The following is a 22,264-nucleotide window of genomic DNA, read 5'->3' on the forward strand; positions in this document are numbered from 1 at the left end:
CACCACACCCGCGCATCACCACAATGCGCCAATCCATGACACCTGGTGAGATCAGTGTGACGCTGCGCGCTCAGCTGCGTCCCTGGACCCCGGCCGCCGCGGCGATGTCGTCGAGCAGGATCGACTGCACGAGACCGGCGGCCCAGCGCAGGATCTCGACGTCGCGGAGCACCGTGCCGCCGACCTTGGCGGTCGTGGGCACCGGCACCAGGAGCTGCCGCTGCGGCTCCTTGACGAGGGTCCCGGGATACAGCCTCATGAGGCGCAGCTGCTGGGACTCGCGCAGCTCGACCGGCCCGAACCTGACGAACTTGCCCTGAACCCCGATGTCGTTGACCTTGGCTCGTCGGGCGACCGTGCGCAGGCGGGCCACCTCGATGAGGTTGTCGACGGCGGGGGGCGGGGTGCCGTAACGGTCGGTGAGCTCGGCGACGATGTCGGCCAGGGCGGCCTCGTCCTCGACGACGGCGAGCTTCTTGTAGGCCTCGAGGCGCAGCCGCTCCCCCGGGACGTACTCGTGCGGGAGGTGGGCGTCGACCGGGAGCTCGATCTTGATCTCCATCGGCTGGGCAGCGGCGTCGTCGCCCCGGAAGTCGGCGACCGCCTCCCCGACCATGCGGACGTAGAGGTCGAACCCGACGCCGGCGATGTGGCCGGACTGCTCGCCGCCGAGCAGGTTGCCGGCGCCGCGGATCTCGAGGTCCTTCATCGCGACCTGCATGCCCGCGCCGAGGTCGGTGTGGCTGGCGATGGTCTGCAGCCGGTCGTGCGCGGTCTCGGTGAGCGGCTTCTCAGGGGGGTAGAGGAAGTAGGCGTAGGCGCGCTCGCGTCCGCGCCCCACCCGACCACGCAGCTGGTGCAGCTGGGAAAGACCGAGCATGTCGGCCCGCTCCACGATCAGGGTGTTGGCGTTGGAGATGTCCAGCCCGGTCTCGACGATCGTCGTGCACACGAGCACGTCGAACTTCTTCTCCCAGAAGTCCAGCACGACCTGCTCGAGGCGGTGCTCGCCCATCTGGCCGTGCGCCGTCTCGACCCGTGCCTCGGGCACCAGCTCGCGCAGCCGCGACGCGGCCCGCTCGATCGAGGAGACCTTGTTGTGCACGAGAAAGACCTGTCCCTCGCGCAGCAGCTCGCGCCGGATGGCGGCGACCACCTGCTTCTCGTCATACGCCCCGACATAGGTGAGCACGGGGTGACGCTCCTCGGGCGGCGTCGCCAGGGTCGACATCTCGCGGATGCCCGTCACCGCCATCTCCAGGGTGCGCGGGATCGGGGTGGCGCTCATCGCGAGCACGTCGACCGAGGTGCGCAGCGCCTTGAGCTGCTCCTTGTGCTCGACGCCGAAGCGCTGCTCCTCGTCGATGATCACCAGGCCGATGTCCTTGAAGGAGATCTCCTTGGACAGCAGCCGGTGGGTGCCGATGACCAGGTCGACGGACCCGTCCGCGAGCCCCGCCACCACCTCCCGGGCGTCCTTGTCGGTCTGGAAGCGCGACAGCGCCCTGACCGTCACGGGGAACTGCGCGTAGCGCTCGGAGAAGGTGTTGTAGTGCTGCTGCACGAGCAGTGTCGTCGGCACCAGCACCGCGACCTGCTTGCCCTCCTGGATCGCCTTGAAGGCGGCCCGCACCGCGATCTCGGTCTTGCCGTAGCCCACGTCGCCGCAGATGAGGCGGTCCATGGGCACGGACTTCTCCATGTCGGCCTTGACCTCGTCGATGCTGGACAGCTGGTCCGGGGTCTCGACGTAGGCGAAGGCATCCTCGAGCTCGCGTTGCCAAGGTGTGTCCGGGCCGAAGGCGTGGCCCGCGGTCGCCATGCGCGCGCTGTAGAGACGGATGAGCTCGCCGGCGATCTGCTTGACGAACTTCTTGGCGCGGCTCTTGGTCCGCTGCCAGTCGGAGCCGCCCATCTTGGACAGGGTCGGCTGCTCACCGCCGACGTAGCGGGTGACCTGGTCGAGCTGGTCGGTGGGCACGAAGAGCTGGTCACCGGGCTGCCCACGGCGGGAGGAGGCGTACTCCAGGACGAGGTACTCGCGCGTCGCGCCGCCCACCGTCCGCTGCATCATCTCGACGAACCGGCCCACGCCGTGCTGCTCGTGCACGACGAAGTCGCCGGGACGCAGCTGCAGGGGGTCGACCTGGTTGCGCCGCCGGGAGGGCAGCTTGCGCATGTCCTTGGTGCTCGTGCCCTGGCCTGAGGTGCCGGTCAGGTCGGCCTCGGTGAGGACGACGAGATCGACGCTGTCGCAGGCGAACCCGCGCCCCAGCCGCCCGGTCGCGACCGAGGCGACCCCACTGTCCAGCCCGGCGCCGTCCGCGAGCAGACGAGCCGGGAGACCGCCCTCGCCGAGCAGGTCGACCAGGCGCTTGGCCAGACCCTGGCCCTCGGTCACCATCAGGACGCGGCGCCCGTCGCGCAGCCACCCCTGCAGGTCGGCGAGGACCGCGTCGCGGTCGCCGCGGTAGGCCGGCGTCTCGACGGTCGGCACCGTGAACGTCAGCGCGTCGTCGTCGCCGGCCCCGACCAGCGCGGCGAGGTCCTCGTCGGCGGCGAAGGGCGTCAGGGTCCACCACGGGCGGGACGTGGCGAGCGCGTGCTCGCGCACGTCGCCGAGGCCCTGGTAGGACGCGGTGCCGAGCACGCTCGCGAGGTCGACGGGGACGGCGTTGCCCGCAGCCGCGTTGGCCCAGCTCGCCTCGAGGAACTCGGCACTCGTCGCGACGAGGTCGCGGGCGCGGGTGCGCACGCGCTCGGGGTCGCACACGACGACGTGCGCCCCGGCGGGCAGGGTGTCGAGCAGGCTCTCCATGCCGTCGACCAGGGCCGGGCCGAGGGACTCCATGCCCTCGACGGCGATCCCCTCGGCGACCTTGTCGAGCAGGTCGCGGACGCCGGGCAGCTGCTCGGCCAGGGCCCGGGCGCGCTCGCGGACGGTGTCGGTGAGCAGGATCTCGCGGCACGGCGGCGCCCACAGCCCGTGCTCGGCGACCTCCAGGCTGCGCTGGTCGGCGACCCGGAACCACCGGATCTCCTCGATCGTGTCGCCCCAGAGCTCGACGCGCAGCGGGTGCTCCTCGGTGGGTGGGAAGACGTCGAGGATGCCGCCGCGGACGGCGAACTCGCCGCGTCGCTCGACCAGGTCGGTCCGGGTGTAGGCCGCGCCGACCAGCGCCTCGACGATGTCCTCGAGGGGACGCTCGTCGCCGGCGGCCAGGGCCACCGGCTCCAGCTCGCCCAGCCCCGTCGCGATGGGCTGGATCAAGGCGCGGACGGAGACCACGAGGACCGAGACCGGGCCGAGTGCCGGGTCGTCGGCGGAGGGGTGCGCGAGCCGCCGCAGCACGGCCAGCCGCCGCCCGACGGTGTCGCTGCGCGGGCTGAGCCGCTCGTGCGGGAGGGTCTCCCAGCTGGGGAACTCGGCGACGGCGTCGTGCGGGAGGAAGCAGCGCAGCGCGGCGGCCAGGTCGTCGGCCTCGCGCCCGGTCGCCGTCACGGCGAGGACCGGGGTGCCGCCGCGGTGCTGGGCCAGCAGCGCGATGAGGGGGGCGCGCGACCCCCCTGCCGCGGCCACTTCCACGAGCTGCTCGACGCCGACGGAGTCCAGGACGCGACGCACCGTGGCGTCACGACCGAGGACGTCGAGGAGGGCAGGCAGCGCCATGAGCAGTCTCGCTTCCGAGGGGGGTGGCTTCACGGGGGATCCGGACCGCGGGACAGCCTACGCCGCGGCACCGACACACCCCGCTCCCGCGGGAGCGGGGTGCGGACCACCGGGAGCAGGGTCAGCGGACGTTCCAGCGGTCCTGGGCGTAGGTGAGGCCGCGGGTGATCAGGTCCTCGACGATGTCGGCGGCGTCCTCGAGCAGCACGTCCACGTCGGCGCGCTCGCCGCCCGAGAAGTCCTTGAGCACGAAGTCGGCCGGGTCCTGCCGGCCCGGGGGGCGACCGACGCCGAGGCGCACGCGCACGTAGTCCCTGGTCCCGAGGCTCTTGCTGATCGACCGCAGCCCGTTGTGACCCCCCTCTCCCCCGCCGAGCTTGACCCGGGAGGTGGCGAAGGGGATGTCCAGCTCGTCGTGGATCACGACCAGCTGCCGCGGCGGCACCTTGTAGAAGGAGGTCAGCGCCTTGACCGGGCCACCGGACTCGTTCATCCACGAGGACGGCACGGCGAGCACGGCGCGCGGGCCGGGGGCGCCGCCGGGCAGCACCCCCACCCGCACCTCGGCCGCCGACGCCCGGGCCTTGTGGCGACGCAGCGACGCCCCGGCCCGGGCCGCGAGCACGTCGACCGCCATGGCCCCAACGTTGTGCCGGTTCTGGGCGTACGCGGACCCGGGGTTGCCGAGGCCCACGACGAGCCAGGTGTCCGAGGTGGTCATGTCAGGCAGTCTCCCAGAGCAGAGGGGGTGGCACGACGACGCGGCGCCCAGGTGCTGCCTGGGCGCCGCGCCGGCGTACGGGTCGTGCTGCGGGCTGGCCCGCGGGAGGGGTGAGGATCAGGCCTCGTCGCCCTCGGGCTTGGCCTCGTCGCCCTCGGCGTCGCCGCCCTCGGCGGACTCGCCCTCGCCACCCTCGGCGTCGGCGTCGGACTCCTCGTGCTCGATGCCGGCCTCGGCCTCGGCCTCGGCGAGCTCGGCCTCCAGCGCCTCCGCGGAGACCTGCTGGGTGATGTTGACGACGAGCAGCTCCTCGTCGGACACCAGCGTGGAGCCGGCGGGCAGCTCGACCTCTTTGGCCAGGATCTGGGTGCCGGCCTCGAGGCCCTCGACGGACACCTCGACGCCCTCCGGGATGTGGGTGGCCTCGGCCTCGACGGAGAGGACGGAGTTCTCGAGGGTGACCACGGTCTCGGACGCGGCCTCGCCGACGACGCTCACGGCGATGTCGACGGTGACCTTCTCGCCGCGGCGGACGACGACGAGGTCGATGTGCTCGATGACGACGGTCTTGATCGGGTCGCGCTGCACGTCGCGGGCCAGGGCGTACTGCTCCTTGCCGTCGAGGACGATCGTGAGCAGCGCATTGGGGTTCTTGAGGGCGAGCAGCGTGTCGTGGCCCGGGAGGGTCACGTGCACGGGGGCAGCGCCGTGGCCGTACATGACGGCGGGGATCTTGCCCTCGCGGCGGATGCGGCGGGCGGCGCCCTTGCCGAACTCGGAACGGGCCTCGGCCTGCAGGATGGCGTCGGACATGTCGACTCCTCGTGGGTGGTGGGGAACGGTCGGGCCTCGACGCGGGACACGGCGCGGGCGCGACGGCGCGTCAGCAGGAGGTGACCCCCACCACCGCGTCGATCACGGACCTGGCCGGTGCTGCGCACCGTGCCCTGTCCCTCGCCGAGGCAACCGCACCAGCATAGCCGAGCCTCGCCGTATGCCGGAACCGCCCGCGTCGGGTCACCAGGTGGTCGAGGCGCGGCCCATCCCGCGGTAGGACCAGCCGGCCGCCTCCCACCGGGCCGGGTCCAGGGCGTTGCGACCGTCGATGATCGCGCGCTCCTTGACCACCGAGCCCAGCTGGTCGGGCTCCAGGCCCGTGAAGTCGGTCCACTCCGTCAGCAACATCACCAGCTCGGCGTCCACGCACGCCGCTCGCGCGTTCGGCGCCGTCTGGATGTGCGGGTACCGGGCGTGCAGCCCCGGCAACGCGATCGGGTCCGTCACGACCACGTCCGCGCCCTGCCCCACCAGCCGCGTCGCGACATACAACGCCGGCGAGTCCCGCAGGTCGTCGCTGTCCGGCTTGAACGCCGCCCCCAGTATGGCGACTCGGCGATCCCGGACGCTCCCGCCGAAGTGCCGCTCCGCCATCGCCACCGCATGCTGACGCCGCCGCTGGTTGATCGCGTCCACCTCCCGCAGGAAGGTCAGCGCCTGGTCCACGCCCAGCTCCCCCGCCCGCGCCATGAACGCCCGGATGTCCTTGGGCAGGCAACCACCCCCGAACCCGACCCCCGCCCGCAGGAACTTCGGACCGATCCGCTCGTCGTGCCCGAGCGCCTCCGCCAGCCGCGTCACGTCCGCCCCCGTCGCCTCGCACAGCTCCGCGATCGCGTTGATGAAGCTGATCTTGGTCGCCAGGAAGGAGTTGGCCGCCACCTTCACCAGCTCCGCCGTCTGGTAGTTGGTCACCAGCCGCGGCATCCCGTGCGACAGCACCCCCGCATAGACCTCGTCCAGCAGGTCCCGCGCCGCCTCCCCGGCCGCCCGGTCCTCCGGCAGGCCGTACACCACCCGGTCCGGGGTCAACGTGTCCTGCACCGCGAACCCCTCCCGCAGGAACTCCGGGTTCCACACCACCGTCGCGGCCACCCCCTCACTCCCGCACCACTCCTGCAGCCGCGCCGCCGTGCCCACCGGCACCGTCGACTTGCCCACCACCAGCGCCCCCGGCACCGGGTGATCGGCCATGACCGCCAGCAGGGACGTCATCGCGGCGTCCAGGTGCGACAGGTCCGCGGCATACCCCGACTCCCGCTGAGGCGTCCCCACCCCCACGAAGTGCACCCGTGCACCCGCGACGTCCCCCATGTCCGTCGTGAACCGCAACCGTCCCTCGTCCACGCCGCGCCGCAACAGCTCCGCGAAACCCGGCTCGTAGAACGGCGGCTCACCCCGAGACAGCCGCTCCACCCGGTCGACGTCCACATCGACCCCCACCACCTCGTGGCCCAGCTCGGCCATGCTGGCCGCGTGCACCGCACCGAGATATCCGCATCCGATCACCGAGAGCTTCACGGGGCCGAAGATAGGCGTTCGGCAAGCCCGGCGGGACATCGCGCGGTCGACGAGTCCCCCAACGCCCCGTGAACGTTCGGCCACCGCCCCCGATCTCCGGGTCGTCGTCCCCGTCACCGCCACCGCCGCTGCTACCGCCCGGCATTCTCCGCAACCACGCCCGCGCACCCCCGCCACCACCTAGGATCGGCCTGTCGACCGCCATGGTCGGCAGCGAGGCCGGGGGAAGGCCACGGGACGGGGTGGACATGAGAGAGGGCTGCGTCAGCGTGGGTCTGTCGACGTCCAGCACCCGGGTCGTCGCCGTGGGCGTCGACACCGCCGACGTCGCGGAGGTCCGCCGTTCGCTGGCCGTCTACGCCGAGCGCTACCGGGCCTTCCTGCTCTCCCCCCGGGAGCGGGCCGAGCAGACGGCCCTGACCGGCCAGGACCTCGTGCGCGACACCGCCCGGCGGTGGGCGTCCAAGGAGGCGGTCACCAAGGTGCTCGGCCCCGCGCAGGACGACCCCTGGCCGTGGCGCCACGTCGAGGTGGTCGGCGGGGCCGGACGACCCTCGGTGGTGCTGCACGGGCGGCCACGAGAGCTGGCCGCTCGGCTCGGGATCGACGAGCTCGTGCTCGACGAGCTCGACGAGGTCACCCCCGCGGGCCTGACCGCCGACACCGTCACCGTCACCGCGGTGGGCCTCCGCTCCGGCCGCACCACGCCCCGCACCACACCCCGCACCACAGAAGCGCAGGAAGGGACACCATGAGCACCGACACCACGGGCACCGACACCATCGAGGCGGTGCGCGCCGTCGTTGCCGCGCACGCCGGCCTGAAGCGCGACGCCTCCGAGCTGGCGCCGGAGGACGACCTCTTCGACGCCGGCATGACCTCGCACCGCAGCGTCAACCTGATGATGGCACTGGAGGACGAGCTCGGCGTCGAGTTCCCCGACGCCCTGCTGACCCGCGAGACGTTCACGTCGCTGCGCTCCATCAGCGACGCCGTCGACCAGCTGCGGGGCTGATGAACCCCACGGCCTTCCGGCGCGCCCTGGTCGAGGCCGGGCACTTGCTCCCGCTGCCGCACCAGGGCAGCTGGGGTCGAGGCGCGGACCTGGAGCGGGTGGTGCTGGGCTTCGTCGCGCGCCTGGACGCGATGTACTCCGACCGGCCGCAGAGGACCTACCACTTCGGGCCGCTCATGCCCCAGGAGTCCTTCCAGCGCACGGGTTACGTCGCCTCCCAGACGCAGCTCGTCGGCAGCGTCGACGTCTTTCGCGGCGGCGACGAGGAGCACCGCGCGCTGCTGGCCGAGTGCGAGACCGGGGAGGACTGGACGCACCGCCTCGAGCCCGCCGGGCTGATGTTCGCCTCGGCCGCCTGCCACCCGCTCTACGCGGCGCTCGCGGGGCAGCAGGTCAGCGGTTCCTACCTGATCTTCGGCCACGCCTTCCGGCACGAGCCGTCCGAGGACCCCTTCCGCACGATCACCTTCCGACAGAAGGAGTCCGTGCGCGTCGGGACCCACGAGGACTGCGTGGAGCACCGCGACCACTACCTCGAGCGGGCTGCCGCGCTGCTCACCTCGCTCGGCCTCGACGTGGAGGCCGAGGTCGCCAACGACCCCTTCTTCGGCCGGGCGGGCAAGCTCATGGCGCGCGGGCAGCGGGCCGCCGAGCTCAAGCGGGAGCTGTCGGTCCAGGCCTACGGCCCGGGCCACCCGCGCACCGCGCTCGCCTCCGCCAACCTCCACGGCCCCCACTTCGCCACGGCCTTCGACCTCAGGCTGCCCGACGGGTCGCCCGCCGAGACGGCGTGCACGGGCTTCGGGGTGGAGCGGGTGGCGCTGGCGCTGCTGCTGGTCCACGGCCTGGACGTGCGCGAGTGGCCCGCCGAGGTGCGCCGGGAGCTCGCGCTCTGACCGTATGCCGCACGCCGCCGCCTCGGGGTGACCCCGTGAGTCGTCGGGCGTCCGGCATACGGCCGGTCGTCAGTGCGCCCGCTCCGAGGCGTGGTCGAACAGCGAGGTGACCGAGCCGTCCTCGAAGACCTCGCGGATCGCGTCGCCGATCAGCGGGGCGATCGACAGCTCCGTGAGCTTGTCGAAGCGCTTCTCCTCCGGGATGGGCAGGGTGTTGGTGAGGACGACCTCGCGCGCCACCGACGCCTTGAGGCGCTCCACGGCGGGGTCGGACAGGATGCCGTGGGTCGCCACGATCACGACCCCGCTGGCCCCGGCCTCCATGATGGCGTCCGCGGCCTGGCAGATGGTGCCGCCGGAGTCGATCATGTCGTCGACCAGGATGCACATGCGCCCCTCGACGTCACCGACCACGCGGTTGGCGACGGACTGGTTGGCCTTGTGCGGGTCGCGGGTCTTGTGGATGAAGGCCAGCGGCGTGCCGCCGAGGCGGTTGGCCCACTTCTCCGCGACCTTGATCCGGCCGGCGTCCGGGGAGACCACGCACAGGTTGTGGTGGTGGTACTTCTCGTAGACGTACTCCGACAGGATCGGGATCGCCTGCAGGTGGTCCACCGGGCCGTCGAAGAAGCCGGAGATCTGCTCGGTGTGCAGGTCGACGGCGATGAGCCGGTCCGCCCCCGCGGTCTTGAACAGGTCGGCCATCAGTCGCGCGGAGATGGGCTCGCGCCCGAGGTGCTTCTTGTCCTGCCGGGCGTAGCCGTAGAACGGCATGACCGTCGTGATGCGCTTGGCGCTGGCCCGCTTCAGCGCGTCGATCATGATGAGGTTCTCCATGATCCACTCGTTGATCGGCGCGGTGTGGCTCTGGATCACGAAGGCGTCCGAGCCGCGGACGGACTCCTGGAAGCGCACGTAGATCTCGGAGTTGGCGAAGGTGCGGAAGTCGGTCGGGACCACCTGGGTCTCGAGCTGGTAGGCCACCTCCTCGGCGAGCGCGGGGTGCGCCCGGCCGCTGAAGATCATGAGGTTCTTCTCGTTGGTGCGCTTCACACCGGTCATCGGGTGGTGCCCTCCTGCTTGCTCTCGTCGCCCTGCCGTGCCTCGGCGGCGGCTGCTGCCTCAGCGGCCTTGCTGCCCGGGCGACGGCTGCGGATGTAGCCCGGGATGTTGCGCTGACGGCCGCGCGCGACGGCCAGGTCGCCCGCGCCCACCGGCTGGTTGATCGCCGACCCGGCCGCGACGAAGGCGCCGTCGCCGATGTCGGCCGGGGCCACCAGCACCGAGTTGGACCCGATGAAGACGTGCTTGCCGAGCGTGGAGCGGTACTTCCGCTCCCCGTCGTAGTTGGCGAAGATCGTGCCGGCCCCCACGTTGGTGCCCTCCCCGATCGTCGCGTCCCCGCAGTAGGTCAGGTGCGGGACCTTGGCGCCGTCACCGATCTGGGCGTTCTTGGTCTCGACGAAGCCGCCCACCTTGGCCTTGACCCCGAGCGTCGTGCCCGGGCGGAGGTAGGAGAAGGGGCCGACCGTGGCCTGCGGCCCGATCTCGGCCAGCAGGGTCTGGGACCGTATGACGCTCGCGCCGTCCCCCACCTGAGTGTCCTGCAGCGTGGTGTCGGGCCCGATCTCGGCGCCCTCGCCGATGGTCGTGGCGCCGAGGAGCTGCGTGCCCGGGCGGATGGTGGTGTCGCGCCCGATCGAGACGTCCGCGTCGATCCACGTGGTGGCGGGGTCGACGACCGTCACGCCCTCACGCATCCAGCGCTCGACGATGCGGCGGTTGAGCTCCTTGCCGAGCGTGGCGAGCTGGACGCGGTCGTTGACCCCCTCGGTCTGCCACAGGTCGTCGACGACGTGGGCGCTGACCGTGAGCCCCTGGCCCTTGGCGATGGCGAGGACGTCGGTGAGGTACTTCTCGCCCTGGGCGTTGTCGGTGCCCACCTGGGCGAGGGCGCTGCGCAGCACCTGGGCGTCGAAGGCGTAGAGACCCGAGTTGATCTCGGTGATCTCCCGCTGCTGCGGCGTCGCGTCCTTCTGCTCCACGATGGCGGCGACCGAGCCGTCGGCGTCGCGCACGATGCGGCCGTAGCCCGTGGGGTCCGTGAGGTGCGCGGTGACGACCGTGACCGCGCTGCCGGTGGCGTCGTGCTGCTCCAGCAGGGCCGTGAGGGTGACCGACTCGAGCAGCGGCACGTCGCCATACGTCACGATCACGGTGCCGGACAGGTCGGCCGGCAGCTGCTCGAGCCCGCACTCGACCGCCCGGCCCGTGCCCTTGACCTCGTCCTGGTCGGCGATCACCGCCTCAGGGGCGATCTCGGCGACGTGAGCGGCGACCCGCTCCCGCTCGTGACGCACCACGACCGCGAGGTGCAGGGGCTCGACGCCCTCGGCCGCCCTGATCGCGTGGCCCACCAGGCTGCGACCGCCGATCGCGTGCAGCACCTTGGGGGTGGCGGACTTCATCCGGGTGCCCTCGCCTGCGGCGAGGACGATGACGGCGGCAGGACGAACTGCGGTCACTGGGGGTCTCCAGCCTGGCGGGGACAGGGCTCGCACGCCCTGGCGGCGCACGACGTGAACTCTACCGGTCCGCCAGGTGACGTCCGTGGACGGAGTCGTCTCACGCGCCCTGCTGGGGCGGGCACCTTCGTCGCCCAGCTCCCCGGGTAGGAATCGAACCTACGTCGCTTGTCCTGATTCAAAGTCAGGCGGGCCCTGCCAGCAGACCAACCGGGGAACGTCGCCTGGGCGACCGCCCAAGCCTAGTCGACCGAGCTGGCTGGTCTGCGTGGGTGGCTGCCGAGGGGTCCCCAGATGGAGGGGATCAGGGGTGGGGGGTCGCTGGGGTGCTGGCTGCCGTCGGGGTAGGTGTGGATGGTGGTGGGGGGCTGGTCCCAGCCGGTGTAGTCGGGGGGTGGGTGCACGGCGTGGGTGGTGTGGCCGGGGGCTTCGTGGGCGTAGTTGTGGGCCTCGCACAGGCCGATCCCGTTGTCGGCGGTGGTGGTGCCGCCGTCGCGCCAGGGGTGGACGTGGTCGATGTGGCGGATGGGTGAGTCGCAGCCCGGGGCGCGGCAGGTCCCGTCGCGCCACACGATCAGGCGCCGCAACGCGCCGTCGAACGCGCGTCCGCGGGCGTCCAGGGCGACCAGCTGCCCGGTGTCGGGGTGGGTGTACAGGCGGCGCAGGAACACGTCCGCTGCCCGGGCCAGCACGGCCGGGTCGTCCCCGTCCAGACCGTCTCCCGGCGCGCCGGGCCGGGCCTGAGGCACGTAACCCGGCCCGGTGACACCACCACCGTCGCGGTCGTGACCGTCGTGACTGTCGTGGTTGTCGTGACTGTCGTGGGTGTGGTGGGTGTGGTGGTGGCGTTCGTCCTGTCCGCGCAGCAGGCGTCGGGCGACGGGGGCGGGGACGGGCCCGTAACCGGGTAGCCAGGCCGCGGTGTCCCCGGTCCCGAATGCGGTGTGGTCGCCCATCACGATCCCGACCTCGACCGGCATGCACCCGGGTGCTTCCCCGGTGATCCGCTGCACCAGCAGGTCGGCCTGCAGCTGCGACACCGAACGCGCGTCCCCGGTGGCCTTGGCGGCCTGCGCGCCCTGACGCAGCGCGGCCAGGCACGCGACGCCCTCGACCAGGGGCAGCAGCGCGGACAGGCGCATCATCGCGCCCGGGACCGGGCGACCCGACACGTGCCGGTCCGCGACCGCCCGCTCGTGCGCCGCGGTCGCCGCGCCCGGGTCCAGCTCGTACGCGATCGCCCGGGCCCGCGCCTCCAGCTCCCGCACGCTGCACCCCGCCGCGTGCGGGGCGACCTCCTCATCGACAGTGACCCGGTCATCGCGGCCGAGCCCGATCGTGGCGGCCGCGACCGCCCGCACGTGCTGCTCGGACACCAGACCCCGCGCGTGCAGGCCCGCCACTCGACCCAGCTCCCGGTCCGCGACCCGCGCCAACCCCAGCCGGTGTCCTGCCGCGCCGGCCGAGCAGCCCAACGCGGCCCCGACCTCCGCGGCGACCCCGGGCGCCGAGCCGCGCCGGTCGGTGGCCAGCCCCGCGGCCTCGCGCTGGTCGTGGCGGTGCTCGTCCAGGGCCAGCATGGTGCGCAGCTGCGCGGCCTGCGCCGCGCGCTCCAGACGCTGCAACGCTGCCAGCAACCCGACCCGCTCGGTGTCGGTGGCGGTGTCGTCCAGCACCAGCAACCGGTCCACCACCTGGTCGACCCCGCCCGCGGTCAACACCCCCGCGCCCCCTCCCGGCTCGATGCCCGGCAGGGGGGTCAGGTGACGGCGTGCGGGGGCCGCGTCGGGCCCGGGGGCCTGCCGGAGCGGCGTCGTCGTCATGCGAACAGGATAGCGAAAAGTATGCTCGGAAACCACCCCTGACCAGCACAAACACCCAGACGGCAGACCCCTCACCCACGGTCAGCACCCATAGCCACGAGTGCCCACCGACTCCAGCTCGACGACCAGCAGGGGGCGGTCAGGCCTGCTGGATCTCGACCCGGTTGCCCATGCCGTCGTGCGTGTGCAGCCGTCGCACGCCCGGGATCGCGTCGTCCCAGGTGACGTCGTGGCCGGCCGCGGTGAGCCGACGGGCCACCTCGTCGAGGTCGCCGCTCAGCAGGCAGGGATGCGCCTTGCGGGCCGGACTGAAGTCGGGCTCGACACCGACGTGCACCACCGCCGACCCCGAGCGGAACCAGCACCCACCCCGCACCGCCAGGACGGGCGGCTTGGGGAGCTCCGCCATGCCCAGCAGCTCGCCGTAGAACGCCCGCGCCCGCCCCTCGTCGCCCGCCGCGCAGGACACCTGCACGTGGTCGAGGCCGACGACCAGCGGGGCGGCGCCGTCGCGCGCTCCTGGCCGGCGGCCGACGGCGAAGACGCGGCGGAAGGGGAACGGAACGCCATGAGGCTCACGGGGATACGCCGACCGCAGGCGCTCGCGGTAGGGAGCCAGGAAGGACTGCGCGTCGTCCCCCAGCACCTCGAGGACCGGTCGCAGTCCTGTGCCACGCACCCATTCGAGGACCGGATCCTCTTGCGTCCCAGCAGGATCCAGGACATGCAGGTATGTCGTCTCCCACGCATCCGTCTCGAGTCCCGACGCCATCAGCAGCCGCAGGTAGTCCGTGGCGGACCCCGATGCCCGGGATCGGTCCAGCACCGGCGCCAGCTCCGCGGCGCGGGGGTGATCGGCCGCCACCTCGCGCATCAGGGCGTGGCTCGGGGCGTCGAGGTTCGCGGGAACCTGCATCGCGAACCACCCTGCGGCAGCGAGGTGCTCGAGCCACCGCGGGATCAGCTCACGGTGCGTGGGGACCCACTGGAGGGTGGCGTTGGTGACGAGGACGTCACCGCCACCGTCGGGTCGGTGTTCTTCGAGGTCGTGGAGCGGCGCGGCGGCTACGACGGGTATGGCGCCCCCAACGCCCCCGTGCGCCTCGCCACGCAGCACGCCCGGCTGCGCGGGGCCCACCCCGGCGGTCGCCGCCGCGATCGCTAGGATCGCACCCATGACCAGCACGGACGCCGCCGCTGCCACCGCAGCGACCCCGGCCGCCCAGGCGGGGCAGGCCCCCGGCGACGGCTACGTGCAGTCCCTGGCCCGCGGCCTCGCGGTGATCCGGGCGTTCGACGACGAGCATCCCGAGATGACGCTGTCCGAGGTGGCCCGCCGCACCGACCTGTCCCGGGCCGCCGCCCGACGCTTCCTGCTCACCCTCGAGGCCCTCGGCTACGTCCGCAGCGACGGACGCACCTTCACCCTCACCCCGCAGGTGCTGCGGCTCGGCTTCGCCTACCTGTCCAGCCAGACCCTGCCCGACGTCGCGCAGCCGCACCTGCAGGACCTCTCCGAGCGGATCCGCGAGTCGACGTCGGTGGCGGTCCTCGACGGCGACGACATCGTCTACGTCGCCCGTCGTGCCACCACCCGGATCATGACGGTGTCCATCCTCGTGGGCACGCGCTTCCCGGCATACGCGACCTCGATGGGTCGGGTGCTGCTCTCCGGCCTGCCCGACGACCAGCGGGAGGACTACCTGGCGCGGGTGCAGCTCGAGCGCCTGACCCCCCACACCGTCGTCACCGTCGAGGCGTTGCGGCGCTCGCTCGACGAGGTGCGCGAGACCGGCTGGTGCATGCTCGACCAGGAGCTGGAGCTCGGCCTACGCTCGCTCGCCGTGCCGATCCGTGACCCCCGCGGCCAGGTCGTGGCCGCCGCCAACGTGTCCACCAAGGTGATGTCGACCGAGCGAGGCCAGCTGGAGGGCTATCTCGACGCGCTGCGCGACACCGCGCGGGCGATCGAGGAGGATCTGCGCGTGCAGACCTGAGCGGCTCCCTCAGCCCTCGAAGGACAGCAGCAGCCGACGCAACGTCCCCGCCAGCTCGGCGCGATCCGCCGGCGACAGCTCCGTGAGCAGCTCGCGCTCGCGCCCCAGCAGGTCCGCGAACGCCGCGTCCACCACCGCGCGCCCCTCGTCGGTCAGCGCCACGATGACCCCCCGTCGGTCGTGCGGGTCCGGCGACCGGCGCACGAATCCCCGTGCGGTGAGCCGGTCCACGCGGTTGGTCATGGTGCCGCTGGTCACCAGCGTCTGGTGGACCAGGGCCCCCGGGGACAGCTCGTATGGCGAGCCGGCCCGTCGCAGCGCGGCCAGCACGTCGAACTCCCACCCGTCGAGCCCGTGCTGGGCGAAGGCCTCACCCCGCGCCAGGTCGAGGTGCCGGGCGAGACGCGAGACGCGCGACAGGACGTCCAGGGGGGCGAGGTCGAGGTCGGGCCGCTCTCGCCCCCACGCCTCGACGATGCCGTCGACGTCGTCAGCGGTGGTCATGAGGACAGGCTACCCCCGTCAAGTTTCTCGACGTCGAGCGACCTGCGGGGCTCAGGAGACGTCGCCTGGGTGGACTGGGTGCTGTCCGCGCTGACGACCGGGCGCGCGCCGGGCTCCCCGGACGACCCGGGCTGAGCCCCGAGCCGACGAATGGGCGCGGCGCGGTGGGCTCGACGACGGCGGTGGGGGCGGCGTTCAGTCGGCGATCTCGGCGGCCTCGAGCCAGGCCATCTCCAGCTCCTCGCGCTGATCGACGACCTCGCGCAACCGGACGTCGAGCTCGCGGACCGCGGACGCGTCGGTGGCCCGGGCCACCAGGTCGTCGTGGAGCCGGGCCTGCTCGGCCTCGAGCCGCGCGATCTGGCGCTCGAGGCGGCCCATCTCCTTGCGCGCCTCACGGACCTCGGCGGCGGAGTAGGCCGACCCGCCACCGCCGTCGTGGGTGACCCTGCCCGCCGGGGTGGCCGAGGCGACGGCGCCCCGCGAGCGGGCGGCCTGCTGGGCGGCATACAGCTCGAGGTATTGCTCGACGCCACCGGGCAGGTCACGCAGTCGACCGTCGCCGAGGAGCGCGATCTGCTTGTCGCACATGCGTTCCAGCAGGTAGCGGTCGTGCGAGACCACGAGCAGGGTGCCGGCCCAGCCGTCGAGGACGTCCTCGAGGGACTGCAGGGTCTCGATGTCCAGGTCGTTGGTGGGCTCGTCGAGGAGCAGGACGTTGGGTTCGGCCATGAGCAGGCGCAGCAGCTGCAGCCGCCGACGCTCGCCACCGGACAGGGACCCGACGCGGGTCTGCTGCCGCTGCCCGGTGAAGCCGAGCTGTTTGGCGAGCGAGGAGGCGCTGACCTCCTTGCCGCCGAGCATCGTGAACTTCTTGACGTCCTCGATCGCCTCGATGACCCGCCAGTCGGCGAAGCGCTCCAGCTCGCGGACCTCCTGCGACAGGAAGGCCATCGCCACGGTCTTGCCCTGCTTGCGGCGTCCGGAGTCCAGCGCCACGTCGCCGGAGACGACGCGCAGGAGGGTGGACTTGCCGGCCCCGTTGACGCCGACGATGCCGATGCGGTCGCCCGGCCCGAGGCGCCAGGTCACGTCGTCGAGGATCTGCTTGTCCCCCAGCCGGACCGACGCGTCCTCCAGGTCGATGACGTCCTTGCCGAGCCGCGTGGTGGCGAAGCGCAGGAGGGAGACGTCGTCGCGGGGCGGCGGCTCGTCCTCGATGAGCTGGGTGGCCGCCTCGATGCGGAAGCGCGGCTTGGAGGTGCGGGCCGGCGCACCGCGGCGCAGCCAGGCCAGCTCCTTGCGGAGCAGGTTGGCGCGCCGCTCCTCGGTGACGGCGGCGATGCGGGCCCGCTCGGCCTTGGCGAGCACGTATGCCGCATAGCCGCCCTCGTAGGCGTTGACGGCACCGTCGACGACCTCCCAGGTGTCGGTCGCGACGGCGTCGAGGAACCACCGGTCGTGGGTGATGGTGACCAGTGCGCTGTCGGTGCGGGTGCGGCGGGTCGACAGGTGGCGGGCCAGCCAGGCGACGCCCTCGACGTCGAGGTGGTTGGTCGGCTCGTCGAGCATGAGCAGGTCGGGGTCCGCGACGAGCAGCGCCGCCAGGGCGAGGCGCCGGCGCTCGCCACCGGACATCGGCCCGACGATCGCCTCGAGGCCACCGACGTCGGGGGCGGACACACCCCCGAGCAGGCCCTCGAGCACGTCCCGCACGCGCGGGTCGCCCGCCCACTCGTGCTCGGCGCGGTCGCCCAGGACGGCCTGGCGCACCGTGTGCGCCGGGTCGAGCGTGTCGTCCTGGCTGAGGACGCCGACAGTCAGGCCGCCGGTGTGCGCGACCCGGCCGTCGTCGACCGGCAGCGAACCGGCGAGCACCTTGAGCAGCGTGGACTTGCCGCCGCCGTTGCGGCCGACGATGCCGACGCGGGTGCCGGAGCTGACGCCGAGGGAGACGTCGTCGAGGACGAGCGTCGTGCCGAGCGCGAGGGTCGCGTGCTCGACGGAGACGAGGTTGGCCACCTGCTGGTCACTGCTCCTTGCCGGGGTGGATGAGTCGGGCGCCGGGCACCGGGCCCTGGGCGCGACGCACGTCGGAGGCCACGCCCGACGCGGTCAGCGCGACGGCCAGGTCGAGCGCATGCTCGTGCGAGGCCGCGAGGAAGGCGCAGGTGGGGCCGCTGCCGCTGACGATGCCGCCGAGCGCGCCGCACTCCTGGCCGATGACGAGGGTGTCCGCGAGGCGGGGCTGCAGGGACAGCGCGGCCTCCTGCAGGTCGTTGTGCATGGCCCGGCCCACGGCCTCGGCGTCCCCGGCGAGCAGCGCCGTCATCAGGGCCGGGGAGACCTCGGGCTCGGGCTGGTGCACCGCTTCCTCGCCCCGCTCGGCGCGCAGCCGGTCGAGCTCGGCGAAGACACGCGGCGTCGACAGCCCCTCGTCGCTGAACGCGAACACCCAGTGATAGCTGCCGCGCGCCATCGCCGGCGCCAGCTCGTCGCCGCGCCCCGTGCCGATGGCCGTGCCGCCCAGCACCGAGAACGGCACGTCCGCCCCGAGCCCGGCCGCGAGGCGGTGCAGCTCGCTGCGACCGAGCCCCACGCCCCACAGCGCGTCAGCGGCGACGAGGGCCGCGGCGCCGTCAGCCGACCCTCCCGCCATACCGCCGGCCACGGGGATGTCCTTGGCGATGGAGATGGCGACCGGCCCCGCGTCGGGGTGTCCCTCGCCGACGGCGACCACCGCCCGCCAGGCGAGGTTGGACTCGTCGGTCGGCACGTGCTCGGCGTCGCGGCCGGCCACCGTCAGCGAGCAGCGCCCCGCCCGGCGCACGGTGACGTCGTCGTAGAGGCTGACGGCCTGGAAGACCGTCGCGAGCGCGTGGTAGCCCGAGGCGTCGCGCGGACCGACCAGCAGCTCGAGGTTGACCTTGGCTGCGGCACGCACGGTGACGGCATCGGGCAGGGACGGCATGTCTCGCACCCTACCCACACCCGGGCCGGGCGCGCAGACGACGCCGGGTCACGCGGGGACCGTGCCGGCCGCCACCGCGATGCGGGTGAACGCCTCGATGTCGAGGGCCTCGCCGCGAGCCTGCGGGTCGACGCCCGCCGCGCGCAGGATCGCCTCGGAGCGGGCCGTGGAGCCGGCCCAGCCGCCGAGGGCCGCGCGCAGGGTCTTGCGGCGCTGGAGGAAGGCCGCGTCGATCACGCGGAAGACGTCGGTGCGGTCGGGCTGGTCCCCCTCGACGACCGGCGCGGGACGACGGACGAGCTCGACCAGGCCGCTGTCGACGTTGGGGGCGGGCCAGAAGACGGTGCGCCCGACCGTGCCGACGAGGCGGACGTCGGCATACCAGGCGGCCTTGAGCGAGGGCACGCCGAAGGTCTTGGAGCCCGGCCCGGCCGCGAGGCGCTCGGCGACCTCGAGCTGCACCATGACGAGCACGCGCGCAAGGGTCGGGAAGGCCTCGAGGAAGCTCAGGACCACGGGCACCGACACGTTGTAGGGCAGGTTGGCCACGAGGGCGGTCGGCTGTGGGTCGGGCAGCGACCGCACCGTGAGGGCGTCCGCCTGCACCAGCGAGAGCTTGTGCGCGACAGCGGGGTTGGTGGCGGCGACGGTGTCGGGCAGGGCAGCCGCGAGGGCCGGGTCGACCTCGATGGCGACGACCTGGCGCACCTCGGGCAGCAGCGCGAGGGTCAGCGAGCCCAGCCCGGGCCCGACCTCGACGACGACGTCGTCCGGCCCCACCCCGGCGAGGCGCACGATGCGCCGCACGGTGTTGGCGTCGAGGACGAAGTTCTGCCCCCACTGCTTGGTCGGGCGCACCCCGAGGCGGCTCGCCAGCTCGCGGATCTGGACGGGCCCGAGCAGGCCGGTGGTCGGGCCGTCGGTCGAGCCGTCGGTCGGGCCGTCGGTCGAGCCGTTGGTCGAGGGCTCGGTCACGACCAGCCTCCATAGATGCGCTCGGCGTTGTCGGACACCGCGCGGCACAGCGTCGGCACGTCGACGTTGAGGGTGGTCGCCATCGACCGGAGCGTCACCGGGATGAGGTAGGGCGCGTTGGTGCCGCCGCGCCACGGGTGCGGGGTCAGGTAGGGCGCGTCGGTCTCGACCAGCACCTGCGACAGGGGCACGATCGACAGGGCGTCGCGCAGCGACTTGGCCGACTTGAAGGTCACCGTGCCCGCGAACGACAGGTAGTAGCCGCGCTCCACGCACTCGCGCGCCACGGTGATGTCGCCGGAGAAGCAGTGCAGCACCGTCACCGGCGGCGCGCCCTCCTCGGCGAGGATCCGCAGGACGTCCTCGTGGCTGTCGCGGTCGTGGATCTGCAGCGCCTTGCCGAGCCGCTTCGCGAGATCGATGTGCCAGCGGAAGGACTCGTGCTGCACGTCTCGCCCCTCCGGGCCGGTGCGGAAGTAGTCGAGACCGGTCTCGCCCACCACCCGCACGCGTGGATGCTGCGCCAGTCGCTCGATCTCGGCGTATGCCGCAGCCAGGTCACCGCGAGCCGCGAGGGGCGGGACCTCGTTGGGGTGCAGCGCGACGCCGCCGATGACCTCGGGGTGCGTCACCGCGGTCTCGACCGTCCAGCGGGCCGCCTCCAGGTCGCAGCCGACCTGCACGAGGCGGTCCACGCCGACGCTGCGCGCCTGCCGGATCACCTCGCTCAGGTCGGGGCGCTCGCCGCCGTCGCGGGCGGTGTCGACGTGGGTGTGGTTGTCCACGACGGGCAGCGGCAAGGGGTCGGGCAGGGGCGGCGGCGCGCCGCGTTCCTGCCCGGCGCCGTGGCCGCCGCCGTCCGTCATGCCCGGGCCTCGCCGCCGGCCGGGGCGGCCTCACCCTCACCGGTCGCGCCGGCGCCGGAGGCGCCCGTCATACGGGCCATCTCCTCCTCGACCACGGACGGGTCGAGCTTGACGAAGACGGGGGTCGGCCTGGCGACCGGCGCACCCACGGAGACCGGGCGCCGCTCCCAGCGCGGGGTCGCGGAGTACTCGCCGGTGATGATGGGGTAGACGCGGAGCTCGTCCGCGGCGATCGAGGGGTCGACCGGCGCGGTGGTGACCGGGCCGAGGTCCTCGACGTGCTCGATCCGCGGCATCGGCATGAACTCCCCCTCGCCGCCGAAGGTCGCCCACACGCGGTTGGCGGCGTGCGGCAGGAAGGGGGCGAGGATCGTGTTGCAGTCGTGGACGCACTGGGCGAGCGTGTGCAGCACCGTCGCGAGGCGCTCGCGCTGGTCCTCGCCCTTGAGCTTGAACGGCTCGGTGCGCGAGACATAGGTGTTGACCTCGCCGACGATCCGCATGGCCTCGGCGATGCCGGCCTTCTGCCGGTGGTGGGCGATCAGGTCCCCCACGGTGTCGAAGCCGCGCGCGACCTCGTCGAGGATCTCCTGGTCGACCGGCTCGAGGGCGCCCGGCTGCGGAATCTGGCCGAAGCTCTTGGCGATCATGCTCGCCGTGCGGTTGACCAGGTTGCCCCAGCCCGCGACCAGCTCGGAGTTGGTGCGCTGGACGAACTCCGCCCAGGTGAAGTCGGAGTCCTGGCTCTCCGGGCCGGCGGCGCAGATGAAGTAGCGCAGCGCGTCCGGCTGGTAGCGGCTGAGCATGTCCCCGACGTAGATCACGACGCCGCGCGAGGACGAGAACTGCTTGCCCTCCATCGTCATGAACTCGCTGGCCACGACCTCGGTCGGCAGGCTCGGCGCGCCGAAGACGCCGGGCTCGCCGCCCGTGGCGCCCTGACCCGCGTAGGCCAGCAGCTCGGCGGGCCAGATCTGGGAGTGGAAGGTGATGTTGTCCTTGCCCTGGAAGTAGAAGGAGCTCGCCTCGTCGCTCCACCACTCGCGCCACCGCTCCTCGTCGCCGATGCGCCGCGCCCACTCGATGCTCGCCGACAGGTAGCCGATGACCGCGTCGAACCACACGTAGAGCCGCTTGGCGCGCTGGTCGCGCCAACCGTCCAGCGGCACCGGGATGCCCCAGTCGATGTCGCGCGTCATCGCGCGGGGGCGCACGTCCTTGAGGAGGTTCTGGGAGAACTTGATGACGTTGGGGCGCCAGGTGCCCGTGCTCTCGCGCTCGTCCAGCCAGACCGCGAGCGCGTCGGCCAGCGCGGGCAGGTCGAGGAAGAAGTGCTGCGTCTGCACGAACTGCGGCGTCTCGCCGTTGATCTTGGAGCGCGGATCGATCAGCTCGGTCGGGTCCAGCTGGTTGCCGCAGTTGTCGCACTGGTCGCCGCGCGCGTCCGGGAAGCCGCAGATCGGGCAGGTGCCCTCGACGTAGCGGTCCGGCAGGGTGCGCCCCGTGCTCGGCGAGATCGCCCCCTTGGTGGTCTCCTCGACCATGTAGCCGTTGGCGTGGCAGACACGGAACATCTCCTGCACCACCGAGTAGTGGTTGCGGGTGGTCGTGCGGGTGAACAGGTCGTAGGACAGCCCCAGGTCGACGAGGTCCTGCACGATGACCGCGTTGTTCTTGTCGGCCAGCTCCTGCGCGGTGACGCCCGCGTTGTCCGCCGCGACCAGGATCGGCGTGCCGTGCTCGTCGGTCCCCGACACCATCAGCACGTCGTGACCCGCCATCCGCATGTAGCGGCTGAAGACGTCCGAGGGGACGCCGAAGCCCGCGACGTGACCGATGTGGCGGGGGCCGTTGGCGTACGGCCAGGCAACTGCTGACAGGACCTTGCTCATGAGGCACGAGTCTAGTGGGCGCACGCGGACCGCTCTCACCGTCGCCCGCTG

General features: G+C 72.8%; 19 protein-coding genes and 1 tRNA gene. 5 read left to right on the plus strand and 15 right to left on the minus strand.

The window, feature by feature from the left end:
- Positions 1-70: 70 nt before the first annotated feature.
- The 4 genes from mfd to GGG17_RS08515 all read right to left on the minus strand — a co-directional run bounded on the left by mfd (position 71) and on the right by GGG17_RS08515 (position 6,749).
- Positions 71-3,670, minus strand: coding sequence for a transcription-repair coupling factor (mfd, locus tag GGG17_RS08500; protein ID WP_154593286.1), 3,600 nt, complete (start codon positions 3,668-3,670; stop codon positions 71-73).
- A 121-nt stretch (positions 3,671-3,791) separates the two neighbouring features.
- A complete protein-coding gene (pth, locus tag GGG17_RS08505) occupies positions 3,792-4,391 on the minus strand; it encodes an aminoacyl-tRNA hydrolase (protein WP_154593287.1) in 600 nt (199 codons plus the stop codon).
- 117 nt (positions 4,392-4,508) lie between these two features.
- A complete protein-coding gene (locus GGG17_RS08510) occupies positions 4,509-5,204 on the minus strand; it encodes a 50S ribosomal protein L25/general stress protein Ctc (RefSeq protein ID WP_154593288.1) in 696 nt (231 codons plus the stop codon).
- Positions 5,205-5,408: 204 nt separating this feature from the next.
- Entirely contained in the window at positions 5,409-6,749 is a 1,341-nt protein-coding gene (locus GGG17_RS08515) for a UDP-glucose dehydrogenase family protein (RefSeq protein ID WP_288799130.1), read from the minus strand.
- A gap of 248 nt (positions 6,750-6,997) precedes the next feature.
- Between GGG17_RS08515 and GGG17_RS08520 the strand changes: the two genes are divergently transcribed.
- From GGG17_RS08520 to GGG17_RS08530, 3 genes are read left to right on the plus strand one after another with little or no spacing between them, the layout of a single operon-like run.
- Positions 6,998-7,504, plus strand: coding sequence for a holo-ACP synthase (locus GGG17_RS08520; protein WP_154593290.1), 507 nt, complete (start codon positions 6,998-7,000; stop codon positions 7,502-7,504).
- A complete protein-coding gene (locus GGG17_RS08525) occupies positions 7,501-7,764 on the plus strand; it encodes an acyl carrier protein (protein ID WP_154593291.1) in 264 nt (87 codons plus the stop codon). Before GGG17_RS08520 ends, GGG17_RS08525 begins: the two co-directional genes overlap by 4 nt.
- On the plus strand, positions 7,764-8,660 hold the full coding sequence (locus GGG17_RS08530; RefSeq protein ID WP_154593292.1) for a class-II aminoacyl-tRNA synthetase family protein: 897 nt from the start codon (positions 7,764-7,766) through the stop codon (positions 8,658-8,660). The genes GGG17_RS08525 and GGG17_RS08530 overlap by 1 nt, the downstream gene beginning before the upstream one ends.
- A 69-nt stretch (positions 8,661-8,729) precedes the next feature.
- Here GGG17_RS08530 and GGG17_RS08535 read toward each other — a convergent pair whose 3' ends face one another.
- The 5 genes from GGG17_RS08535 to GGG17_RS17160 all read right to left on the minus strand — a co-directional run bounded on the left by GGG17_RS08535 (position 8,730) and on the right by GGG17_RS17160 (position 13,924).
- Positions 8,730-9,722 carry a ribose-phosphate diphosphokinase gene (locus GGG17_RS08535; RefSeq protein ID WP_154593293.1) on the minus strand — a complete coding sequence of 331 codons (993 nt, stop codon included), beginning with the start codon at positions 9,720-9,722 and terminating at the stop codon, positions 8,730-8,732.
- Positions 9,719-11,185 (minus strand): bifunctional UDP-N-acetylglucosamine diphosphorylase/glucosamine-1-phosphate N-acetyltransferase GlmU, encoded by a 1,467-nt coding sequence (glmU, locus tag GGG17_RS08540; RefSeq protein WP_311966534.1) that lies wholly within the window; start codon positions 11,183-11,185, stop codon positions 9,719-9,721. The genes GGG17_RS08535 and glmU overlap by 4 nt, the downstream gene beginning before the upstream one ends.
- 138 nt (positions 11,186-11,323) lie before the next feature.
- Positions 11,324-11,402, minus strand: a tRNA-Gln gene (locus GGG17_RS08545).
- A gap of 25 nt (positions 11,403-11,427) precedes the next feature.
- Positions 11,428-13,008: an HNH endonuclease signature motif containing protein gene (locus tag GGG17_RS16450; RefSeq protein WP_230082819.1), complete on the minus strand. Its 1,581-nt coding sequence runs from the start codon at positions 13,006-13,008 to the stop codon at positions 11,428-11,430.
- 139 nt (positions 13,009-13,147) lie between these two features.
- Positions 13,148-13,924 (minus strand): hypothetical protein, encoded by a 777-nt coding sequence (locus tag GGG17_RS17160; protein ID WP_154593294.1) that lies wholly within the window; start codon positions 13,922-13,924, stop codon positions 13,148-13,150.
- Positions 13,925-13,978: 54 nt separating this feature from the next.
- Between GGG17_RS17160 and GGG17_RS08560 the strand changes: the two genes are divergently transcribed.
- Together GGG17_RS08560 and GGG17_RS08565 are read left to right on the plus strand one after the other, a co-directional pair.
- Positions 13,979-14,173 (plus strand): hypothetical protein, encoded by a 195-nt coding sequence (locus GGG17_RS08560; protein ID WP_154593295.1) that lies wholly within the window; start codon positions 13,979-13,981, stop codon positions 14,171-14,173.
- Positions 14,174-14,183: 10 nt separating this feature from the next.
- Positions 14,184-15,005 carry an IclR family transcriptional regulator domain-containing protein gene (locus tag GGG17_RS08565; RefSeq protein WP_154593296.1) on the plus strand — a complete coding sequence of 274 codons (822 nt, stop codon included), beginning with the start codon at positions 14,184-14,186 and terminating at the stop codon, positions 15,003-15,005.
- A gap of 9 nt (positions 15,006-15,014) precedes the next feature.
- On the opposite strand, the gene GGG17_RS08570 is transcribed toward GGG17_RS08565, so the two are convergent.
- From GGG17_RS08570 to metG, 6 genes are all read right to left on the minus strand, one after another.
- Positions 15,015-15,509 (minus strand): MarR family winged helix-turn-helix transcriptional regulator, encoded by a 495-nt coding sequence (locus tag GGG17_RS08570; protein WP_154593297.1) that lies wholly within the window; start codon positions 15,507-15,509, stop codon positions 15,015-15,017.
- A gap of 195 nt (positions 15,510-15,704) precedes the next feature.
- Positions 15,705-17,531 carry an ABC-F family ATP-binding cassette domain-containing protein gene (locus GGG17_RS08575; RefSeq protein WP_311966535.1) on the minus strand — a complete coding sequence of 609 codons (1,827 nt, stop codon included), beginning with the start codon at positions 17,529-17,531 and terminating at the stop codon, positions 15,705-15,707.
- A 7-nt stretch (positions 17,532-17,538) separates the two neighbouring features.
- Positions 17,539-18,480, minus strand: a complete 942-nt coding sequence (locus tag GGG17_RS08580) for a 4-(cytidine 5'-diphospho)-2-C-methyl-D-erythritol kinase (protein WP_154593298.1) — start codon at positions 18,478-18,480, stop codon at positions 17,539-17,541.
- Positions 18,481-18,528: 48 nt separating this feature from the next.
- Positions 18,529-19,455: a 16S rRNA (adenine(1518)-N(6)/adenine(1519)-N(6))-dimethyltransferase RsmA gene (rsmA, locus tag GGG17_RS08585; RefSeq protein ID WP_375804512.1), complete on the minus strand. Its 927-nt coding sequence runs from the start codon at positions 19,453-19,455 to the stop codon at positions 18,529-18,531.
- Positions 19,452-20,321 (minus strand): TatD family hydrolase, encoded by an 870-nt coding sequence (locus GGG17_RS08590; RefSeq protein WP_154593299.1) that lies wholly within the window; start codon positions 20,319-20,321, stop codon positions 19,452-19,454. Before GGG17_RS08590 ends, rsmA begins: the two co-directional genes overlap by 4 nt.
- Positions 20,318-22,213, minus strand: coding sequence for a methionine--tRNA ligase (gene metG / locus GGG17_RS08595; protein ID WP_154593300.1), 1,896 nt, complete (start codon positions 22,211-22,213; stop codon positions 20,318-20,320). Before metG ends, GGG17_RS08590 begins: the two co-directional genes overlap by 4 nt.
- Positions 22,214-22,264: the final 51 nt, after the last annotated feature.

The organism is Arsenicicoccus cauae (assembly GCF_009707125.1).
In the GTDB taxonomy this organism is placed as follows: Bacteria; Actinomycetota; Actinomycetes; order Actinomycetales; family Dermatophilaceae; genus Arsenicicoccus; species Arsenicicoccus cauae.

Bases quoted from the DNA above. Each gene is read 5' to 3' on its own strand.
- mfd (WP_154593286.1), bottom strand. From the start codon at position 3,670: ATGGCGCTGCCTGCCCTCCTCGACGTCCTCGGTCGTGACGCCACGGTG.
- pth (WP_154593287.1), bottom strand. From the start codon at position 4,391: ATGACCACCTCGGACACCTGGCTCGTCGTGGGCCTCGGCAACCCCGGG.
- GGG17_RS08510 (WP_154593288.1), bottom strand. From the start codon at position 5,204: ATGTCCGACGCCATCCTGCAGGCCGAGGCCCGTTCCGAGTTCGGCAAG.
- GGG17_RS08520 (WP_154593290.1), top strand. From the start codon at position 6,998: ATGAGAGAGGGCTGCGTCAGCGTGGGTCTGTCGACGTCCAGCACCCGG.
- GGG17_RS08525 (WP_154593291.1), top strand. From the start codon at position 7,501: ATGAGCACCGACACCACGGGCACCGACACCATCGAGGCGGTGCGCGCC.
- GGG17_RS08530 (WP_154593292.1), top strand. From the start codon at position 7,764: ATGAACCCCACGGCCTTCCGGCGCGCCCTGGTCGAGGCCGGGCACTTG.
- GGG17_RS08535 (WP_154593293.1), bottom strand. From the start codon at position 9,722: ATGACCGGTGTGAAGCGCACCAACGAGAAGAACCTCATGATCTTCAGC.
- GGG17_RS16450 (WP_230082819.1), bottom strand. From the start codon at position 13,008: ATGACGACGACGCCGCTCCGGCAGGCCCCCGGGCCCGACGCGGCCCCC.
- GGG17_RS17160 (WP_154593294.1), bottom strand. From the start codon at position 13,924: ATGCAGGTTCCCGCGAACCTCGACGCCCCGAGCCACGCCCTGATGCGC.
- GGG17_RS08565 (WP_154593296.1), top strand. From the start codon at position 14,184: ATGACCAGCACGGACGCCGCCGCTGCCACCGCAGCGACCCCGGCCGCC.
- GGG17_RS08570 (WP_154593297.1), bottom strand. From the start codon at position 15,509: ATGACCACCGCTGACGACGTCGACGGCATCGTCGAGGCGTGGGGGCGA.
- GGG17_RS08580 (WP_154593298.1), bottom strand. From the start codon at position 18,480: ATGCCGTCCCTGCCCGATGCCGTCACCGTGCGTGCCGCAGCCAAGGTC.
- GGG17_RS08590 (WP_154593299.1), bottom strand. From the start codon at position 20,321: ATGACGGACGGCGGCGGCCACGGCGCCGGGCAGGAACGCGGCGCGCCG.
- metG (WP_154593300.1), bottom strand. From the start codon at position 22,213: ATGAGCAAGGTCCTGTCAGCAGTTGCCTGGCCGTACGCCAACGGCCCC.